This is a genomic window from Paenarthrobacter nitroguajacolicus, from assembly GCF_051027655.1.
GTDB classification, from domain to species: domain Bacteria; phylum Actinomycetota; class Actinomycetes; order Actinomycetales; family Micrococcaceae; genus Arthrobacter; species Arthrobacter nitroguajacolicus.
In genome coordinates this window covers 1,445,491-1,461,359 of sequence record NZ_CP073234.1, presented here as the reverse complement: position 1 = coordinate 1,461,359, position 15,869 = coordinate 1,445,491, and the positions used below count along the sequence as shown (strand labels likewise).

Genomic DNA, 15,869 nt, shown 5'->3' with positions numbered 1-15,869 from the left:
ACACAAATGCCCGGAAATTCAGATGAATGCCGGGTCATTCCAGCCTACCTCTACCCCCAGCCACAGGAGTTCCTTTGCAGCCTTCGGAAGCTACGCATTCCAATACCCCGCAGGACACCAAGACGGTGCTGGTCACCGGTGCCACGGGCTACATCGGCGGGCGGTTGGTCCCCCGGCTCCTCGAAGCCGGTCACAGGGTCAAGGTCCTGGTCCGCACACCACAGAAGATTGCCGATGTTCCCTGGCACGATCAGGTTGAGATCATCCAGGACAGCCTGTCCGATGCCGGCAGCCTGGCGACCGCCCTGACCGGCGTGGACGTCCTCTACTATCTGGTCCACTCCATGGCCTCGGGCAGCGGATTTGAAGCCAAGGAAGAAGCGATGGCCAGGCTCGTGGCGCGTGCAGCCACGGATGCGGGCGTGGACAGGATCGTGTACCTCGGCGGCCTGCACCCCGAAAACGCGGAACTTTCCATCCATATGCGCTCCCGCGAGACCGTGGGCCGGGTGTTCCTCGAGTCTGCGGTTGACTCCATCGTGTTCCAGGCCGGTGTGGTGATCGGTTCGGGTTCGGCGTCTTTCGAGATGATCCGCCACCTTGCTGAGACCCTGCCGGTCATGCCTGCGCCAAGCTGGGTTAATAACCGTGTGGAGGCCATCGCCGTCCGCGACGTCCTCCACTACCTTGTGGCCGCCGCCGCACTCCCGGAAAAGCTGAACCGTTCCTTCGACGTCGGTTCCAGGGACGTCCTGAAGTATAAGGACATGATGAACGAGTACGCCGTGGAGCGCGGGCTCCCCCGGCGGCTGGTGGTCGCGCTTCCGGTGCCTGCTCCCAAGCTCGCGGGTTTGTGGGTAGCCCTGGTGACTCCCATTCCGTTGTCCATGTCCCTCCCCCTGGTGCAGTCCCTGCAACACGACGCGGTGTCGCGGGAGCACGACGTCGACGATTACATTCCACAGCCCGACGGCGGCCTGACTCCTTACCGGCGCGCCGTCGCCTTGGCGCTGGGCAAGGAACGGGACGGACAGGTTGAGACGACGTGGGCGAACGCGGGCATTGACGCCGACCCCCTGCCGAGCGACCCCGACTGGGCCGGCTACAAGGTATTCCTTGACGAACGGACCTTCCACAGCGAGGCCAAGCCGGAGCACGTATGGACCATCATTGAGGGCATCGGCGGCAAGAACGGCTGGTACTCCCTTCCACTGGCTTGGCGGGTGCGGGGTTGGCTGGACAAGTTGCAGGGTGGTGCAGGGCTCTTGAGGGGTCGCCGGCACCCGAAGACCCTGAACACAGGTGAAGTGGTGGACTGGTGGCGGGTGGAGGCCATTGACCGCGGGCACCTGCTGCGCTTGCGCGCGGAGATGCGGGCTCCCGGCGGCGCCTGGCTGGAGTTGGCAGTGGAGCCCGATGGTGACGGCAGCCTCTATAAGCAACGCGCCATCTTCTTCCCGCGCGGCCTGGCTGGAAGGCTCTACTGGCTTGGCGTGTACCCCTTCCACGGGTTCATTTTTCCCTCAATGGCCCGCAACATTTCTGCCGCGGCCACTACCCTCCAGGAGGCCGGTTCAAGCGTGTCCACCCAGACCCCGTAGGATGTTGGGAGCTAAAAAGCTTCACCACAACCATCCACGGAGGACCCATGGCCCTGAGTGCATCCACCACCCTGCCCCACAGCGTTGACCGCGTAGCTGCCGTCTTCGTCAACGAAGATTTCCTGCGTCACACCAGCGAATACGTGGGCGGCTCCTTGGAATCGTTCACCGTTGACGGCGACACTGCCGGCGCTTTCACCACCACCACGGTTCGCACGCTGCCCACCACGCGCCTGCCGGATATCGCCCGCAAGTTCGTTGGCGAAACCCTCAAGGTGACCCAGACCGAGAAGTGGGAAGCCCCGGCTGCCGACGGTTCACGGTCCAGCACGATTGCCCTGAAGATCTCCGGCGCTCCGCTTGATGTCACCGCGGTCCAGCGCCTGGTGGCCGAGGGCAGCAGCACCCGGATCGAGCTCGAAGGCAACGTGACCTCCTCGGTTCCGTTCCTCGGTGGCAAGATCGCTGATGCTGCCGAGCCCATGGTGGGCAAGGCTTTGGGCATTCAGTCGCAGCAGGCGCAGGCCTGGCTCGAAAGCCACTAGCGTGGAGATCCCCGCAATCCTGGCGGTCGTCCTGATCGTTGCCGGTGTCTGGTCCTTGGTGGTGTGGCCGCAGTTCCTTAAGCGCGTCATGAAGGACCCGCGAGCCCGCGACGCCGCCGGGAAGGCCACCAAGTTCCTCACGGTCCACGTTGTGCTGGTCACCATCTCGATGGTGCTCGGACTCGCGACGGCGGCCATCGGAATCGCGGGCCTGGTCGCCTAAGTTTCACCCAACTGAGTAACAGATCATGTCCTTCTGAGCACTCAGAACGACAGGATCTGTTACTCAGTTGGGTAAGATGGATAGTGGTGTGCCGGGAAGTCTGGTCGGCGGTTCTTTTGCAGTACCCGCAAATGCCCGCCCACTTTTGAGGAGCCCCTGTGCCCCAGCCATCGAACCAGCCCGCGGCACCCGAGCCCGGTGCATCGAGCCAGACCGGCAAAGTATTCTCACGCTCCAGCTACCCCGAGTACCGCAGGATCCTCTCGATCCTCCGCACGGAGACAGTTGGCGGCGCCCTCCTCCTGGCAGCCACCGTGGTTGCCCTCATTTGGGCGAACTCCCCTGCAGCAGACGGCTATTTCGCACTCCGCGACGTCAAGATCGGCTACGAACCCTGGCATCTTGACCTGAGCTTGGGCCATTGGGCTTCGGATGGCTTGCTGGCGGTGTTCTTCTTCCTCGCGGGACTCGAACTCAAACGCGAATTCGTCGCCGGGGAACTCCGCAAACCTGCCCGGGCAGTTGTCCCGGTAGCCGCTGCCGTTGGCGGCGTGGTGGTTCCAGCCCTGATCTACGTTCTCTTCAACCTCGGAACAGCCGGAGAAACCCTCAAAGGCTGGGCGATCCCCACCGCCACGGACATCGCTTTCGCCCTTGCAGTGCTGGCCGTCATCAACACACATTTGCCCGCCGCGCTCCGGACATTCCTGCTGACCCTCGCAGTGGTGGACGACCTCATCGCTATCGGCATCATCGCCTTCTTCTACTCCACCGGGCTCCAGCCCCTCATGCTTTTGGCTGCCCTGATTCCACTGGCGCTCTTCACGTTCCTTGTCCAAAAACGGATCCGCAGCTGGTATCTCCTGCTGCCGCTCGCCCTGGCCACGTGGGGATTTGTCCATGCCTCCGGCATTCACGCCACCGTGGCCGGAGTGCTGTTGGGCTTCGCCGTTCCGGTCCTGGCCAGCGGCAAAAAGGGAGAACCGGCCGAGGGCCTGGCCGAGCACCTCGAACACAAACTACGCCCGTTCTCCGCAGGCTTCGCCGTGCCTGTCTTCGCGTTCTTCTCCGCAGGCGTGGCCTTGGGAGGGTTGGACGGCATGGGGGCCGCCCTCCGGGATCCGGTGGCCTTGGGCATCGTGGCAGCGTTGGTGATAGGCAAGGCCGTGGGTGTCTTCGGCACCACGTTCCTGGTCACCAAAACCACCCGCGCAAGCCTGGATTCCAGCATCGCCTGGATCGACCTCTTCGGGCTGGCACTGCTGGCCGGCATCGGATTCACTGTCTCGTTGCTGATCGGCGAGTTGAGCTTCGGCGCCGGCTCTGCCCATAACGATCACGCCAAGGTAGCCATCCTGGCAGGTTCCCTGATCTCGGCGCTGCTGGCCGCCGTCGTGCTCAAAGCCCGCAACCGGCGCTACCGCCAGGTCCAGGCAGATGAAGAACGGGACGACGACGGCGACGGCGTCCCTGACGTCTTTGCGCGCGCCTAACGCAGAGGTACTGCTGTTACGCGGTGGCTTGGTTGAGCGCGTCCTCGGCGGCAACCCAGGAAATCATGGCGCATTTCACGCGGGCGGCGTAGCGGGCCACCCCTTCGAACGCAGCTGCATCGCCCAGAATCTCAGGGTCCGCCTGGACCTTCCCACGGGAACGCAGAACCTCGCGGAAGTTATCAATGACGGAGTGCAGTTCCTCCACGGACATCCCCTCACCCAGCTCGCTGAGCACCGAGGCCGAGGCCATGGAGATGGAACAGCCCGCGCCGTCCCAGCTGATCTGCTGGACGGTTCCATCGGAAACTGCAAGCCGCAAGGTCACCTCATCACCGCACACGGGGTTCAGCTGGTGCGACTGACCGGTGGAAGTACCGTCCGGGGCGTCCGTTCCCGCCAGGCCGCTGCCGTGCCGCTGCTTGGAATGGTCCAGGATGATCTGCTGGTACAGCTGGTCAAGACTCATGATGCTTGTTGCCTCTTCTAGGGGAAATCGTTGGGTGACGGCTGTGCGACCGAAGGCCCGTGCCGCGTGTCAGGCTTGGAAGTAAGCCCGGACACCCGAAACAGCGTCGAGGAAAGCATCGACGTCATCCGTGGTGTTGTAGAGGTACGTGCTAGCGCGGGTGGTTGCGGTGAGTCCGAGCCGGCGATGCAGCGGCTGGGCGCAGTGGTGGCCTACGCGAACGGCGATGCCGCGGTCATCAAGGAACTGTCCGACGTCGTGGGCGTGGACCCCGGCGACGTCGAAGGCTGCCAGTCCGATTCGTTCAGAGCCGGACGCCGGACCTACCACGCGAATGCCGTCGATGCTCTCCAGCCCCTTTACCAGACGCTGGCCAAGTTCCGCTTCCCACGCGTGGATGCGATCAATACCCGTCTCGGTGAGATAGTTCACGGCAGTTGCGAGCGCAACAGCCTGGGAGATCCGTTGGGTTCCGGCCTCGAACCGCTGGGGCGCAGGCAAGTACTCTGCCCGTTCCATGGTGACCGTGGTAATCATGGACCCGCCAGTCAGGAAAGGCGGCAGGACATCCAGCAGTTCCTGCTTCCCGTACAGCACGCCCACGCCGGTGGGGGCCAACATTTTGTGGCCGGAGAAAACGGCGAAATCGACGTCCAGTTCCTTGACGTCAACGGCCATGTGCGGAACGGACTGGCAAGCGTCCAGGACCACCAAAGCACCCACACGTCGGGCCATGGCTACCAGTTCGGGTACCGGGTTGATGGTGCCCAGGACGTTCGATGCGTGGGTGAAGGCAAGGAGCTTGGTCCGCTCCCCCACGATGTCGCCCGCTGCGTCGAGCCGGAGCATCCCGTCGTCCGTAACGGGGATGTATTTCAGTGTGGCACCCGTCCGGAAGGCCAGCTCCTGCCAGGGGATGAGGTTGGCGTGGTGCTCCATTTCGGTGACGACGATCTCGTCGCCCGGACCGATCGCCAGGTCCTTCAGACCGGAACCACCGCGCCCCTGGGCAGCCCACAGGGCGGCGTTGGATAGCGCGTAGCTGATGAGGTTGAGTCCCTCCGTGGCATTGGAGGTCCAAACGGTTTCCTCGTACTGCGCGCCAATAAAGTCCGCCACGGTCTGGCGTGCGTCCTCAAAGACCTCGGTGGCTTCCACCGCAAGATGGTGTGCACCGCGGTGAACGGCGGCGTTGCGTTGTTCGTAGTACTCCTGCTCGGCCTCGATGACGCTGAGCGGGTTCTGCGACGTAGCGCCGGAATCGAGGTAGATCAAGGGTTTGCCGTTGACCAGCTGATCCAGCACCGGGAAATCGTTCCGGATCCGCAACACCTCCGCGTTGTCCATGGCATGCATGGACCGCTGCAGTGAGGCGGGAGTTGATACGGCAGTCAAGGGGCGCTCCTTGGAAATCCTTCAGGGACTCCTCATTATCCCACGCTGGCCCCTACCCGGCGGTGTGCCGTACAGCACGTCAGCTGCCGGCCCGTCCCGGCACCCATCCCAGTGGTGGGACCATCCCGCTGTCGAAGGCAGTCCGGAGCCGCTCGACGAGCACCGAGGCCCGACGACTCGCGGCAGCCCGCGTCCTGGCCTCGTAACCGCTGGCCGCCCGCGAATAGCAAAGTGCTGCGTGGGCAAACTGCCGGTCTGCAGACAAGCTCCGCCCAGCCGACTCCAGGGCCTTGGGATCGTTCTCCGTCAAGGCCGCTGCGAACCTCCCGAGCGCCGCACCGCCCGCGCCGTGGAGGGTAGCGGCCAGAGCGCCCAGGCGGCGCAGGATCTCAAGATCATCGACGGCGGTACTGCCCGCGTTAAGTGTCAGGAGCGACAACACCTCAGCCTCCATCAAAGTGCTCCCCTGTGAGCGCAACCTTTCCGCCAAGGCCAACAGATGAGTTGCTGTGCCGGAGGCTTGGTCCTCCGCTGCCGCGATATACACGGTGCTGAGCTGTAGCAGGAGGCCATCAGGGCTCGCAGTGTTCCGAGCGGTTTCCTGCGCAGCCTTGCCCTGCTGGACCCGTGCCATGGCCTGGAGTGAGTTCCCGCACCACGCCTCGCAGTAGGCAAGCATGGCCGCCGCCAGGGCGAGTACCGGCGGCAGGCCGGCGTCGTGCAGTTCAGCGAGGACGGGCTCCAAGGTGACGCGGGCTGCGCGCGGAAGCCCCTGGCTGAGCTGGACGTAACCGCGGGCGACGTCCAGGCATGCCGAAAGGTGCAGAGGCATGGCGTACTCGGCGGGACAGTCCAAAAGCGGGTCCACCAGTCCCCAGGCCAGGTTGTACCGGAGACTCACGACATGCCGAAGCATCGTCCCCGGCAGGAACATCTCCATCGCCGGGTCAGCACTGATGGCTCCCATCGCAGCAGAGGACCCCTGCAGCGCTTCCGGCGCCGCACCGGACAGCAGCAAGCGCTCCGCTTCCTGCACATTCCACACGATCAGGGCGGCAGGGTCCGCTGGTTCCCCGGAGCCCTGGCTGCCGGGCACCTGCCCCACATGCTCCAACCCAGCAGGCTCCGCTTCGAGAGGCCAGGCACCAGGCGCGGCACCCAGCAATCCGAGGGCCATGAGTCTATGTGCGGCGTCGACCTTCACTCCAAGGGACCCACCCGCGGCCGCCAAGCGCCGAAGTTCCGGAGCTGCTTCCGCCAGCTGGCCCTCGGCGATCAGCGCCCGCGTGCTGAGCAGTCGGGCCTCGTCTGCGTGATCCGCGCCCGTCACTGCTGAAGCAACCCTCCGGGCGAGTTCGGCAGTGGACGGCCTGTCAGCGGCGGGAGCGGCGGCCAAGAGAAGCTCGTCGGAGAGGCTCAGTCCGCAGTCGAGGGTCCATGTCATCCATCGCAGCATGGCGGGGGCCGTCTCCACAGTCAGCGCCGGTTCCTCCACACCCAGCCGGAGTGCCAGGCTCCTGGACTGCGGCACGGACAAACGGGTTCCTTCCCCGCGCAGCCAGGAACTCGTGCGGACCAGCAGGGGCCGGCCCGGCAACAACCTGATGTCATGGTTCGTGAAGAGATGCTCCATGGCTTTCTGCCCGAAATGGCGCTCCACTACCTCCAACGCCACGGGCTCAGCCAGCGCGATGAGTTCCAGCGCTTGGCGTTCTTCCGGCGGGCGGGAAACGTTCTCCGCCCGGACATGCTCAACCACGCTGGGCCAGTCGCAGTGCGCGCGGACATCGATGGTCCAGAAACCGTCCATCTGCACCAGGAACCCGGCGCGGCGGGCGTCATGCACCGCGAGGCAGAGCAATCCAACGTTGAAGCCGCTCATGACAGCGAGGAGGCTGCTTGCTCGTCGCTGGACGTGTCCGCCCAAGACTGTCTCGCACAGAGCGTGAGCCTCTTTGAAGCTGAAGGGCGGCAGGAAGTACTGCTCCAGGAAGCCGTCTTCCCAGAGCTGGTAGAGGTCCTGCGGGAGAGGGTAGCGGCTTTCCGCCGTGGCCACCAAGGTTGCGCCGAAGCCCGGGATGAGTTGCAACAGGACCGCCAGGGAGGCTGGATCGATGTAGTGGATGTCGTCCACCAACAGGACCAGCTGCGGCCGGGTCGGTTGAGCGTGCCGCTTGTTCCGGCGTCGCCCAAGCGGGGGTGTGTACAAGTAGTCGGCTGGTCCCAGAGTTTTGGTGAGGGCCCGCAGCACGTGGAGGCCCGGAGCTACAGCCTCCTCCGCTTCGCCTGCGGAAACGGCTCCCAATGCGCCGAAGTGGAGTGCCCTAAGTTCAGGCTTTCCGGTGAAGGTGCGGACATCCACGGTTTTGGGGAGCCCCTCTTTGAGGGAGAGCAAAAGGTGGCTCTTTCCCGAGCCCCGCTCTCCCACCACCACGATCCCACTGGTGGAAGCCGATGGAACGGCGGAAAGTATGAGGTTGAGCAGCTGCGCCCTGTCCGGGAGTGTTGATGGCCTCAGCCCTGCTGTGACGGTGTCTTCGTCCAGCCAGGGGTCCGGCAACATGCACACTCCAATAGCAGCAGTCCCATGATGCGGGAGGGGGTTGGGGGGCCGCGATACGCGGGGTCCCTGGCCTAGAAGCCGGCGGCGGCTGGGGGGAGAGTCTCGGTCTCAGAAGACTCTGTCGCCGCCGGCTTCGTACAGGGCCGGACCACCTTGCGGCGGCCGGAGCATCGGCTCAAGAGACCTCCGATGCGGGTGATGCGACTTTCGGAATCCCGGTGATGCTTGGGGCTGAACCGTTCTTCCAAGATCAATATTGCCGGGGCGCAACATCGCGTACATCAGTAGTTGGTACTCGAAAAGTAGGCAGCATTTGGCGCCGTCATACTCTGTTGTACTCAGTCCCCGGAGAGGGCACTACTTGGTTTGGACACGGAATACCCGCGCATTACTCCATTGATTTGGTAAATCCCGCGGGATTCCGGGGGTAGGTGGGCAGGGAGGCCCTGAAGCGGGTACTCAGCAGCGCGCGTCAGTGACGGACGGCCGCACCCAGATCTTCACGCCGCCGGATGCCCAGTTTGGCGTAGCTCCGGTACAAATGACCTTCCACGGTCCGGACCGACACCATGAGCTTCTCGGCGATCTGGCGATCGGTCAGTCCTGAGACGGCCAATGCCACGATGTCCTGCTCACGTCGGGTCAATGGCACGGACCGGTCCGCCTCGGTGTGCGGCTCATGAACCAGGGCATCGCCCAGACTGGCCTCGCTGACATCGCGCAGTACAGCTGCTTGCCGTGCCTCGGGCCGTTTGCCTTCAGCGTCGAAGGTCACAGCAGCCCTGTCGAAGGCCACCGCGGCGGGCCCGGGCATTCCGGAAGCAGCCAAAAGATTGCCCGCATTCACGAACCCTTGGCCGTCACCGCGCAACTGTGCCGCCGCCATGGATTGCCAGCCGGCTGCCCAGCCCCCGTCCATCGGCGACGCCGTTTCCTGGATGGACTCCATGGCCTGCACGTCCCCGACCTCTGCCCTAAGGACCAGGTTCTGCAGCAAAATGCCGGGCAACCGGTGCAGATATCCGGATTCCGGAAGTTGGCTCAATTTCTGCAGGCCTGTGCCTTTACTGAGAAGTTCCTGGCCTGCAAGCCTGAACAGTTCCGCGAGTGCTTCCACAAAGGCGCCTGCGCCGGCTGCCGCTCGCTGCTCGCTTTCCAGGCGCCGGGCAAGCAGTGTGTTGCCGGACTTGGCTGCGGCATAGAACGCCAAGGCGTTTCCAAGGCCTCGCAACTGCAGGGGGTCCCTGACCCGCAGCGCTTCGACGGCGGGCGTCAGCAGCTCCGTTGCCTGTTCCAGGCGGCCCTGGCGCAACAGTGACATGCCTTTGAGCGCTTCGATGCCTCCACCGAAATAGATGAGTCCCATGGCCGAACCGGCGGCGTAGCGGTCAAGGCCTGTAGCGGCCGCTACCCAATCTCCGGATTCCAAGGCGGCCAAGGTGTATCGCAGCAGCACAAAGTCGCTGAAGTACAGGAGGTCATTATCGTTTTCCAACAGCAGCAAGGCTTCGCGGCCAGCCTCCAAAGCCTGCCCGGGTTGTCCCTCCACTGTCAGGAGCTCACACTGCATCGCCAGCAGGAAAATCCGGTTCATGGCAAGGTCAGGCCCATCATCCCCGAGCGCTTCCGCGAACCCGTCCAGGCCCTCACGGAGTTCCTCGTAGCGGCCGTCATTGGCGAGCACTGCCAATTCCAGCGCCCGCACGTGCCTTTCGACTTGCCGGACAACAGGGTCCGAGATCTCCCGGTCACCAATCAGGGCTTTGGCAGCGGTCCGCGCATCAGCCACGATGTCAGCTGACGGATCGCCCGCGGCAATGCGCGCGGCAGCCCACAGAAGGCCTGCGCCCAAAGGTCGCGACGGATCAGCGTCCAGGAACCCGGAGCCTTCCTCCAACAACCCGACGGCACTGCGGTAGTCGCCGTCGTTGTAGTGGACCATGGCCATGACCGCGCTCGCCCGCGGACGCAGCGCCTCCGACCGAACTTTGCCCGCTGCAGCTAGCGCCAAGGGATTCTGAAGCAGCTTGGCGGCCAGGAATGCTGCCTGCAGCAGCCGTTCATCATCGACGTCGGCGCCACAGTCCAGGGCCCAGCTCACCATCCGCAGCAGTCCCTCCTCTGTGGACGGTTCCGTGGGCAATTGCTGCTCCATGCGCTGGCGGATTTGGAGGCTGCGGGCAGGCGAAACGATCTTGCGCAGCGCCTCACCGTACAGGGGGTGCCACATTTTGAGGGGCCCGCCGGCTCCATTGGCGGACAGTACAAGCCGGCTGTCCATCAATGCCCGGACAGTGTCCCTGCCCACTTGCGTATCCAGCACAGCGGCAGGGACGGGCTCGGACAGGGCGATGATGTACATCGCCTCCCTTTCAGCTTCGCTGGTCCGAAGTACCCTGTTGCGGACTACCTCGGCCAGGCGTTCCCCGCTGCCGGAGAGTGCCCGGGTCAGGAGCCAGACTCCGTTCCGGCGTACCAGGTTTCCCTCAGACTTTGAGTCCTCAAGGAGGCAGTGAAGCAGCAATGGGTTGCCTTCGGACGCTGAGTGCAGGACCTCAACCGCGCTGGACATGACGGTCCCGCCGAGCGTCTTTTCTGCCAGCTCCGTGACCGTTTGCTTGTCCAGCGGGTGGAGCTCCAGCCGTTCTGCCAGTCCGTCGTACCAGAGTTGGAGCAGGGCCGCGGGCAAACCCGGCCTGGGCCTGCTGGTAGCTACGAGCCGCGCCCATCCCGCAGTGACCAGCTCGGCGAGAATCTGCGTACTGCCTTCATCGAGGTCGTGTGCGTCGTCCACGATCAACAGCAGGCGCGCTCCTTCGCCGCCACGCCGTTTCTCGAACTGGGACCAGAACTCACGCAGGATCGCCACGGGCGACGTCGCTTGCTCAACCGGAAGGTCCAGCAAGTACGGGGCAAGGACGCCGTAGGGCACGGCGGACAAAGCGGGACTCCCATGAACCCGCATCACCACCATTTCCCCGGCCAGGCGCGCTGCGATTTCGGCTGCCAGGGCGGTCTTTCCGATGCCGGGATCCGCAACCAGGAGCACGGCCCCGGCGCCTTCCTGACGCAGAATTTCCATGGCCAGTTCCAATTCGGCGTCCCGCCCCACAAGGTGCTCAGCCTGCATGGGCAACCCACACCGTGTCTACGGAAGTTTCGCCGCTAGCCTCACAGCAGTCCATTGAGCTCGCCCCGAGACGATACGCCGAGCTTAGTGAACACCTGGTACAGATGACCTTCTACAGTTCGCACAGACACCCCAATATCCATCGCGATTTCACGGTTGCTAACACCCTTTCCCGCGAGTTTAGCAATCTGGCGTTCCCGTTCGGTTAACACCGGCGCGTCGCTGCGTGGCTGGATCGGCAATGCCGGGACCGAATGTTCCAGCCGTTCAAGCCTCAGCTGCGCCGTTCGGGCCGCTGTTGTTTCCCCGGCGTCCCTGGCGTAATCAAGTGCCATGGCCACGCACCGGGCTTCCACCACCAACAGGTCAAGGGATGCTGCAGCATCAGCGGCCGCCAGCAATGAGCGGGAGCTCTTGGTCAGGGCGCCACGCGCAAGATCGCCGGAAATCTTGGCCAAGGGCCCTTGGCGGCGGCCGGCAATATCCTCCAGCAACCGGTATTCCTCGTCTGTCCCTTCCACGGTGGCGCCAAAAAGGTAGATGCCGGCCGTGGTGAAGCGCTGCTGCTCGATGTCTGTACGCACCCGGGCCAAGAGCCGCTGCTTCACATCAGGGTCACCCATCCACCGCCCGGCCAGCTCCGCACAGAACTCAGCGACGGATTCGGAGAAATACGTCCCCACTCCCCTGCAGGTCCTATAGAGGTCCAGGTATCGGCCTGCCTCCACGGAGTTGCCCAGTTGAGCGTAGGCAAAAGCGGTGGCTGCATAGGCAACCTTGTTCATGTTCATGCTGGGCCGGAGCTCCAGTTGCGCAACGGCCGAGCGCAGGGGTTCGATTGCGCTGGCGGGCTTGCCGGCATAAGCGAACGCAAGCCCAACGCCCAGTTCAGTGAGCGCACCCCGGTATTGAAGGCGTGAGGACCCTGAGGGTGTGCGGCGCATGAGTTCGATGCACTTCCGCCATTGCCCGGACAACAACAGGACCAGGAACGCGTGCCTCGCGAAAGATTCCTCCAGCTGTGCGGGGCGGTCCGTGTCCCCCAAGTGCCGTGAAACGGTTCGCGCAAGCTGTTGTGCATCCAACTCCCTGCCAAGCATGCAGCGGGCCTCGATCAGGAAGAAGGATGACTTCAGCCAGTGTTCGCGGTCCTCCGAGGGATCCTTGGTCTGTTCCTCCTCCAAGGCGTCAATCATGGCGGCGTACTCACCCATGTATGTTTGGTACTCGTAGCCGCAGAGCCGGAGCCGGTTGCGCGCCGCCGTCATCGCCTGTGCCGGGTAATCCCCGGCCTTGGCTTCGAGCGTCTCCAGGCCGGCGGCGATAACCCCAGGCACCATTGCTGACCGACCGTCGATCCATGTCATCGCCTGGCATTTTGCTGCGATGACTTCAGCGAACTCCAATGGCTCCAAAGCCTCGATGTGGGAGTCGGACACCTCATCCAGTGCCTGGGCCGCGTGCAACGGCAGGTCCAGCAACAGGTAGGCCGCAGCTTTGAGCCGCTGCCCGGGCACCCATTCGCTGTCCTTCGGGTCCAGTGACAGCGTGCACTGAATGGCGAAGTTGGGGTCATAGTCATCCAACGCGGCCCGCCCGGCCGCAAGTGCGTGCGCGGGTGACGGCGCGGGCTCGTCCTCGGAGGCATGCATCCATGCCGCATAGCTGAGGAGGTCCTGCGGTGCCAAGGCTTGGAGTTCTGGCTCCTTGGGACCGTGCAGCATCAACCGCAGCTCACGCATGCGGCGGGTACTCAACCAACCGCGCACTACCTCGCCCACGTACGGGTCCCGGAGCGAAACCCAGTGGTCGCCGTCCTTTTCAATGGTCAGCAGGGCTGACTCTTCCATCTCCACCAGAACGTCGGTGCCGAAAATGTCGGCCAGATCCAACAGTGTTGCGCGCTGCGCACAAGCCAGGATTTCGACGACGGTCCTGCTGGCTTGCGCTTCGCGCGCCAGTCTGGAGCGGACAAAGTCCTCCACAACCGTGGCGCCCTCAAGTTTGATTCGGTCACGGAGAGTCCAGACGGAGTCATTGAGAACGAGGTTGCCAGTATGCCGCTGCTCCTCGAGAAGCGCATGCAGGAGCATGGGGTTACCACCCACGGCGGAGTGCAGTGAACCTACCAATGTTGAAGAGACATAATGCCCCAGGACCGAACCCAGGACCTGCTTGGTCTGTTCCTCGCTGAGGGTATTCAGATGCACCTCACCCAGCGTTCCTTCCAGGACCAGGCGATGGAAATCAGCTGGAAGGTCGCTGGCGCGTTGGACGGTGGCGATAACCTTCGCGGTGCCGGTAGCCATCAGGTTCAACAGAACGCCTGTGCTCATGGGATCCATGCCGCCGGCGTTGTCCACGATGAAGACAGTTTCGCGGCCCGCGGCTTCTGTCCTGATCAGGTTCGTGACCGCATGCAGGATGCCGGTAGGCGAGCCCACGGCACCCGAAGGCAACCGGGCCAGCAGGAAACCAAGGCATCCATAAGGGGTTTGGCCGCTTGCTACTGTGTTGCGCAGCTGGAGGCTGTGGACTTTGGGGCCAAGAGAGGACACTACTGCCCTTGCCAGGCCTGATTTACCGATTCCCCGTTCCCCGGTTAGGACCACTCCGTAGGAGTCGGGCGATTCGAGGTGTTTGCCCGCCTTGGATAAATCGTGGCTCCGGGCCAACAGTGACCATGTTTGACGGTCTGCTGGGCCGCCCACAAGATCGGGAGCCGCAGCTCTCGCTGCGCCTCCCCCGCTCCTGTTTAGCAACTCCGCCGACATCCGCATCCTTAGCTACACATCCGCGACAGTCCCCCACCGCTTACTTGCGTAAGATGCACACTACCGCCGGGGGCCCACAGTTTGTAGGCCTTAAGGTCCTCGGGACCGTCAGGCTTTCCTCAGGCTTTCCTCAAGATTTGCTCAAGCTTTGGCGGGGTGGTGCTTCTGTTGCGCGGCGAGCAGGCCCTGGTCCATGAGCAGCTCCACTGCGTCAGCCGCTTCGTCCACGAGGAACGGCACTTCCTTCTTCTCCGCGGTGGCGAAATCCCGGAGGACGTAGTCGGCCGTCTCCATGCGGCCCGGCGGTCGGCCCACCCCTACACGGACACGCAGGTAGTCCTTGGTGGCAAGTGCTTTGGAGATGTCCCGCAGACCGTTGTGCCCGCCCTCACCGCCGCCTATTTTTAGCTTGACTGTGTTAAAAGGGATGTCGATCTCGTCGTGGACGGCTATGACATGGTCCGGTGCGATGTCGAAAAAGTTGCACAGCCCAGCTACGGGTCCGCCTGAGACGTTCATGTACGTCATGGGCTTCGCCAGCACCACACGTGGACCTCCAATACCCAGCCGGCCCTCCACCACCTGGGCGCGAGCCTTGTGGACCTTGAACTTCCCACCCATGCGGGAAGCCAATTCGTCCAGCACCATCTGGCCAACATTGTGCCGGTTGTTGCTGTACTCGCTGCCGGGGTTGCCGAGGCCGACAATCAGCCAGGTGTCAGTCATGGTCTCATCCTAGGGAGGGTTCGGTTGATCAGCAGGGATGGTGGGTGGCAAAGAAGAAGTGGCCGGGACCCCAAGGGTGCCCGGCCACTCAACGGCGTAAGCCTCAAGCAGTCAGAAGACTACTCAGCGGCAGCTTCCGTGCTCTCTTCTTCTTCAGCACCAGCGGCTTCAGCGATGCGGACCACCAGGGTGTCGCCTTCGGTGAGCAGGATGGAACCCTTCGGCAGGACCAGGTCGGAAGCGTGGATGCTCTCGCCGGCCTTGAGGCCGTCGATGTTGACCTCGACAGCGGTGGGAACGTGGGTTGCTTCAGCTTCGAGGGAAACCGTGGTGGCTTCGAGGCTGGCGACAGCACCCGGAGCAACTTCACCGGAAACGTGGATGGCGATGTCGACGGTAACCTTCTCGCCGGCCTTCACGGTCTGGAGGTCAACGTGCTCGATGATCTGCTTAACGGGATCGCGCTGGATGTCCTTGACGAGCGTAAGGTGCTGCTCGCCGTCGACGTCGATTGCAAGCAGGGCGTTGGAAACGCGAACTGCCAGCGTGGTGGCGCGGCCCGGCAGGTTGATGTGGATGGGCTCTGCGCCGTGACCGTAGATGACCGCCGGGATCTGGCCGGCCATGCGTGCACGGCGGGCGAAACCCTTGCCGAATTCGGTGCGCAGTTCTGCGGTGAGCTTCTGCTCAGACATGTGTACTCCTTGATTACTGTGGCACCCGGGAAGTCCGGGCTGGTCTATCAGCAAGGGCGGAGGTCTGGAGACCTTCTACGCCCGGCTGAGATCGGCCGCCGAGCAGCCGTTCCGCCTGTGTTGAAGGAGATGCAGACCCAGTCGATAACGGAGACCCGCAACCCTGGTCCACAAATGCGGACCGGGTGTGCTCTCCCTCGCCAAGGTATCCCCAAGAGTTTAGCAGCGGTTCGCGCCCTTTCTGAAAACGGGCAA

At 63.7% G+C, this 15,869-nt stretch carries 11 protein-coding genes; 4 read left to right on the top strand and 7 right to left on the bottom strand.

The genetic code is table 11. The annotated features are described in order from the left end of the window. Nucleotides 1-74 precede the first annotated feature (74 nt). The 4 genes from KCX59_RS07220 to nhaA all read left to right on the top strand — a co-directional run bounded on the left by KCX59_RS07220 (nucleotide 75) and on the right by nhaA (nucleotide 3,862). Complete coding sequence (locus KCX59_RS07220; protein WP_179019169.1) at nucleotides 75-1,601, top strand: SDR family oxidoreductase; 1,527 nt, start codon at nucleotides 75-77, stop codon at nucleotides 1,599-1,601. 47 nt (nucleotides 1,602-1,648) lie between these two features. Continuing rightward, nucleotides 1,649-2,146, top strand: a complete 498-nt coding sequence (locus KCX59_RS07215) for a DUF2505 domain-containing protein (protein WP_054808943.1) — start codon at nucleotides 1,649-1,651, stop codon at nucleotides 2,144-2,146. 1 nt (nucleotide 2,147) lies between these two features. After that, on the top strand, nucleotides 2,148-2,369 hold the full coding sequence (locus KCX59_RS07210; RefSeq protein ID WP_089594213.1) for an SCO4848 family membrane protein: 222 nt from the start codon (nucleotides 2,148-2,150) through the stop codon (nucleotides 2,367-2,369). Nucleotides 2,370-2,527: 158 nt separating this feature from the next. Beyond that, nucleotides 2,528-3,862: a Na+/H+ antiporter NhaA gene (gene nhaA, locus KCX59_RS07205; protein WP_179019171.1), complete on the top strand. Its 1,335-nt coding sequence runs from the start codon at nucleotides 2,528-2,530 to the stop codon at nucleotides 3,860-3,862. Between the two features lie 16 nt (nucleotides 3,863-3,878). Here the strand turns inward: nhaA and sufU are convergent, their stop codons facing one another. The 7 genes from sufU to KCX59_RS07170 all read right to left on the bottom strand — a co-directional run bounded on the left by sufU (nucleotide 3,879) and on the right by KCX59_RS07170 (nucleotide 15,614). Further along, a complete protein-coding gene (sufU, locus tag KCX59_RS07200; protein WP_091466188.1) occupies nucleotides 3,879-4,331 on the bottom strand; it encodes a Fe-S cluster assembly sulfur transfer protein SufU in 453 nt (150 codons plus the stop codon). A gap of 69 nt (nucleotides 4,332-4,400) precedes the next feature. Beyond that, nucleotides 4,401-5,726: a cysteine desulfurase gene (locus KCX59_RS07195; RefSeq protein WP_178997948.1), complete on the bottom strand. Its 1,326-nt coding sequence runs from the start codon at nucleotides 5,724-5,726 to the stop codon at nucleotides 4,401-4,403. A 79-nt stretch (nucleotides 5,727-5,805) separates the two neighbouring features. Further along, entirely contained in the window at nucleotides 5,806-8,289 is a 2,484-nt protein-coding gene (locus KCX59_RS07190; RefSeq protein WP_179019173.1) for an ATP-binding protein, read from the bottom strand. Nucleotides 8,290-8,761: 472 nt separating this feature from the next. Beyond that, nucleotides 8,762-11,419 (bottom strand): AAA family ATPase, encoded by a 2,658-nt coding sequence (locus tag KCX59_RS07185; RefSeq protein ID WP_179019175.1) that lies wholly within the window; start codon nucleotides 11,417-11,419, stop codon nucleotides 8,762-8,764. 41 nt (nucleotides 11,420-11,460) lie between these two features. Then, nucleotides 11,461-14,193 (bottom strand): helix-turn-helix transcriptional regulator, encoded by a 2,733-nt coding sequence (locus KCX59_RS07180; protein ID WP_256871580.1) that lies wholly within the window; start codon nucleotides 14,191-14,193, stop codon nucleotides 11,461-11,463. Nucleotides 14,194-14,334: 141 nt separating this feature from the next. Continuing rightward, nucleotides 14,335-14,919: an aminoacyl-tRNA hydrolase gene (gene pth / locus KCX59_RS07175; protein ID WP_178997939.1), complete on the bottom strand. Its 585-nt coding sequence runs from the start codon at nucleotides 14,917-14,919 to the stop codon at nucleotides 14,335-14,337. Between the two features lie 119 nt (nucleotides 14,920-15,038). Continuing rightward, nucleotides 15,039-15,614, bottom strand: a complete 576-nt coding sequence (locus KCX59_RS07170) for a 50S ribosomal protein L25/general stress protein Ctc (protein ID WP_091466180.1) — start codon at nucleotides 15,612-15,614, stop codon at nucleotides 15,039-15,041. Nucleotides 15,615-15,869 lie beyond the last annotated feature (255 nt).

Coding starts and splice junctions, on each gene's coding strand:
- pth (WP_178997939.1), bottom strand. CDS start 14,919: ATGACTGACACCTGGCTGATTGTCGGCCTCGGCAACCCCGGCAGCGAG.
- KCX59_RS07185 (WP_179019175.1), bottom strand. CDS start 11,419: ATGCAGGCTGAGCACCTTGTGGGGCGGGACGCCGAATTGGAACTGGCC.
- KCX59_RS07170 (WP_091466180.1), bottom strand. CDS start 15,614: ATGTCTGAGCAGAAGCTCACCGCAGAACTGCGCACCGAATTCGGCAAG.
- KCX59_RS07190 (WP_179019173.1), bottom strand. CDS start 8,289: ATGTTGCCGGACCCCTGGCTGGACGAAGACACCGTCACAGCAGGGCTG.
- KCX59_RS07180 (WP_256871580.1), bottom strand. CDS start 14,193: ATGTCGGCGGAGTTGCTAAACAGGAGCGGGGGAGGCGCAGCGAGAGCT.
- KCX59_RS07215 (WP_054808943.1), top strand. CDS start 1,649: ATGGCCCTGAGTGCATCCACCACCCTGCCCCACAGCGTTGACCGCGTA.
- sufU (WP_091466188.1), bottom strand. CDS start 4,331: ATGAGTCTTGACCAGCTGTACCAGCAGATCATCCTGGACCATTCCAAG.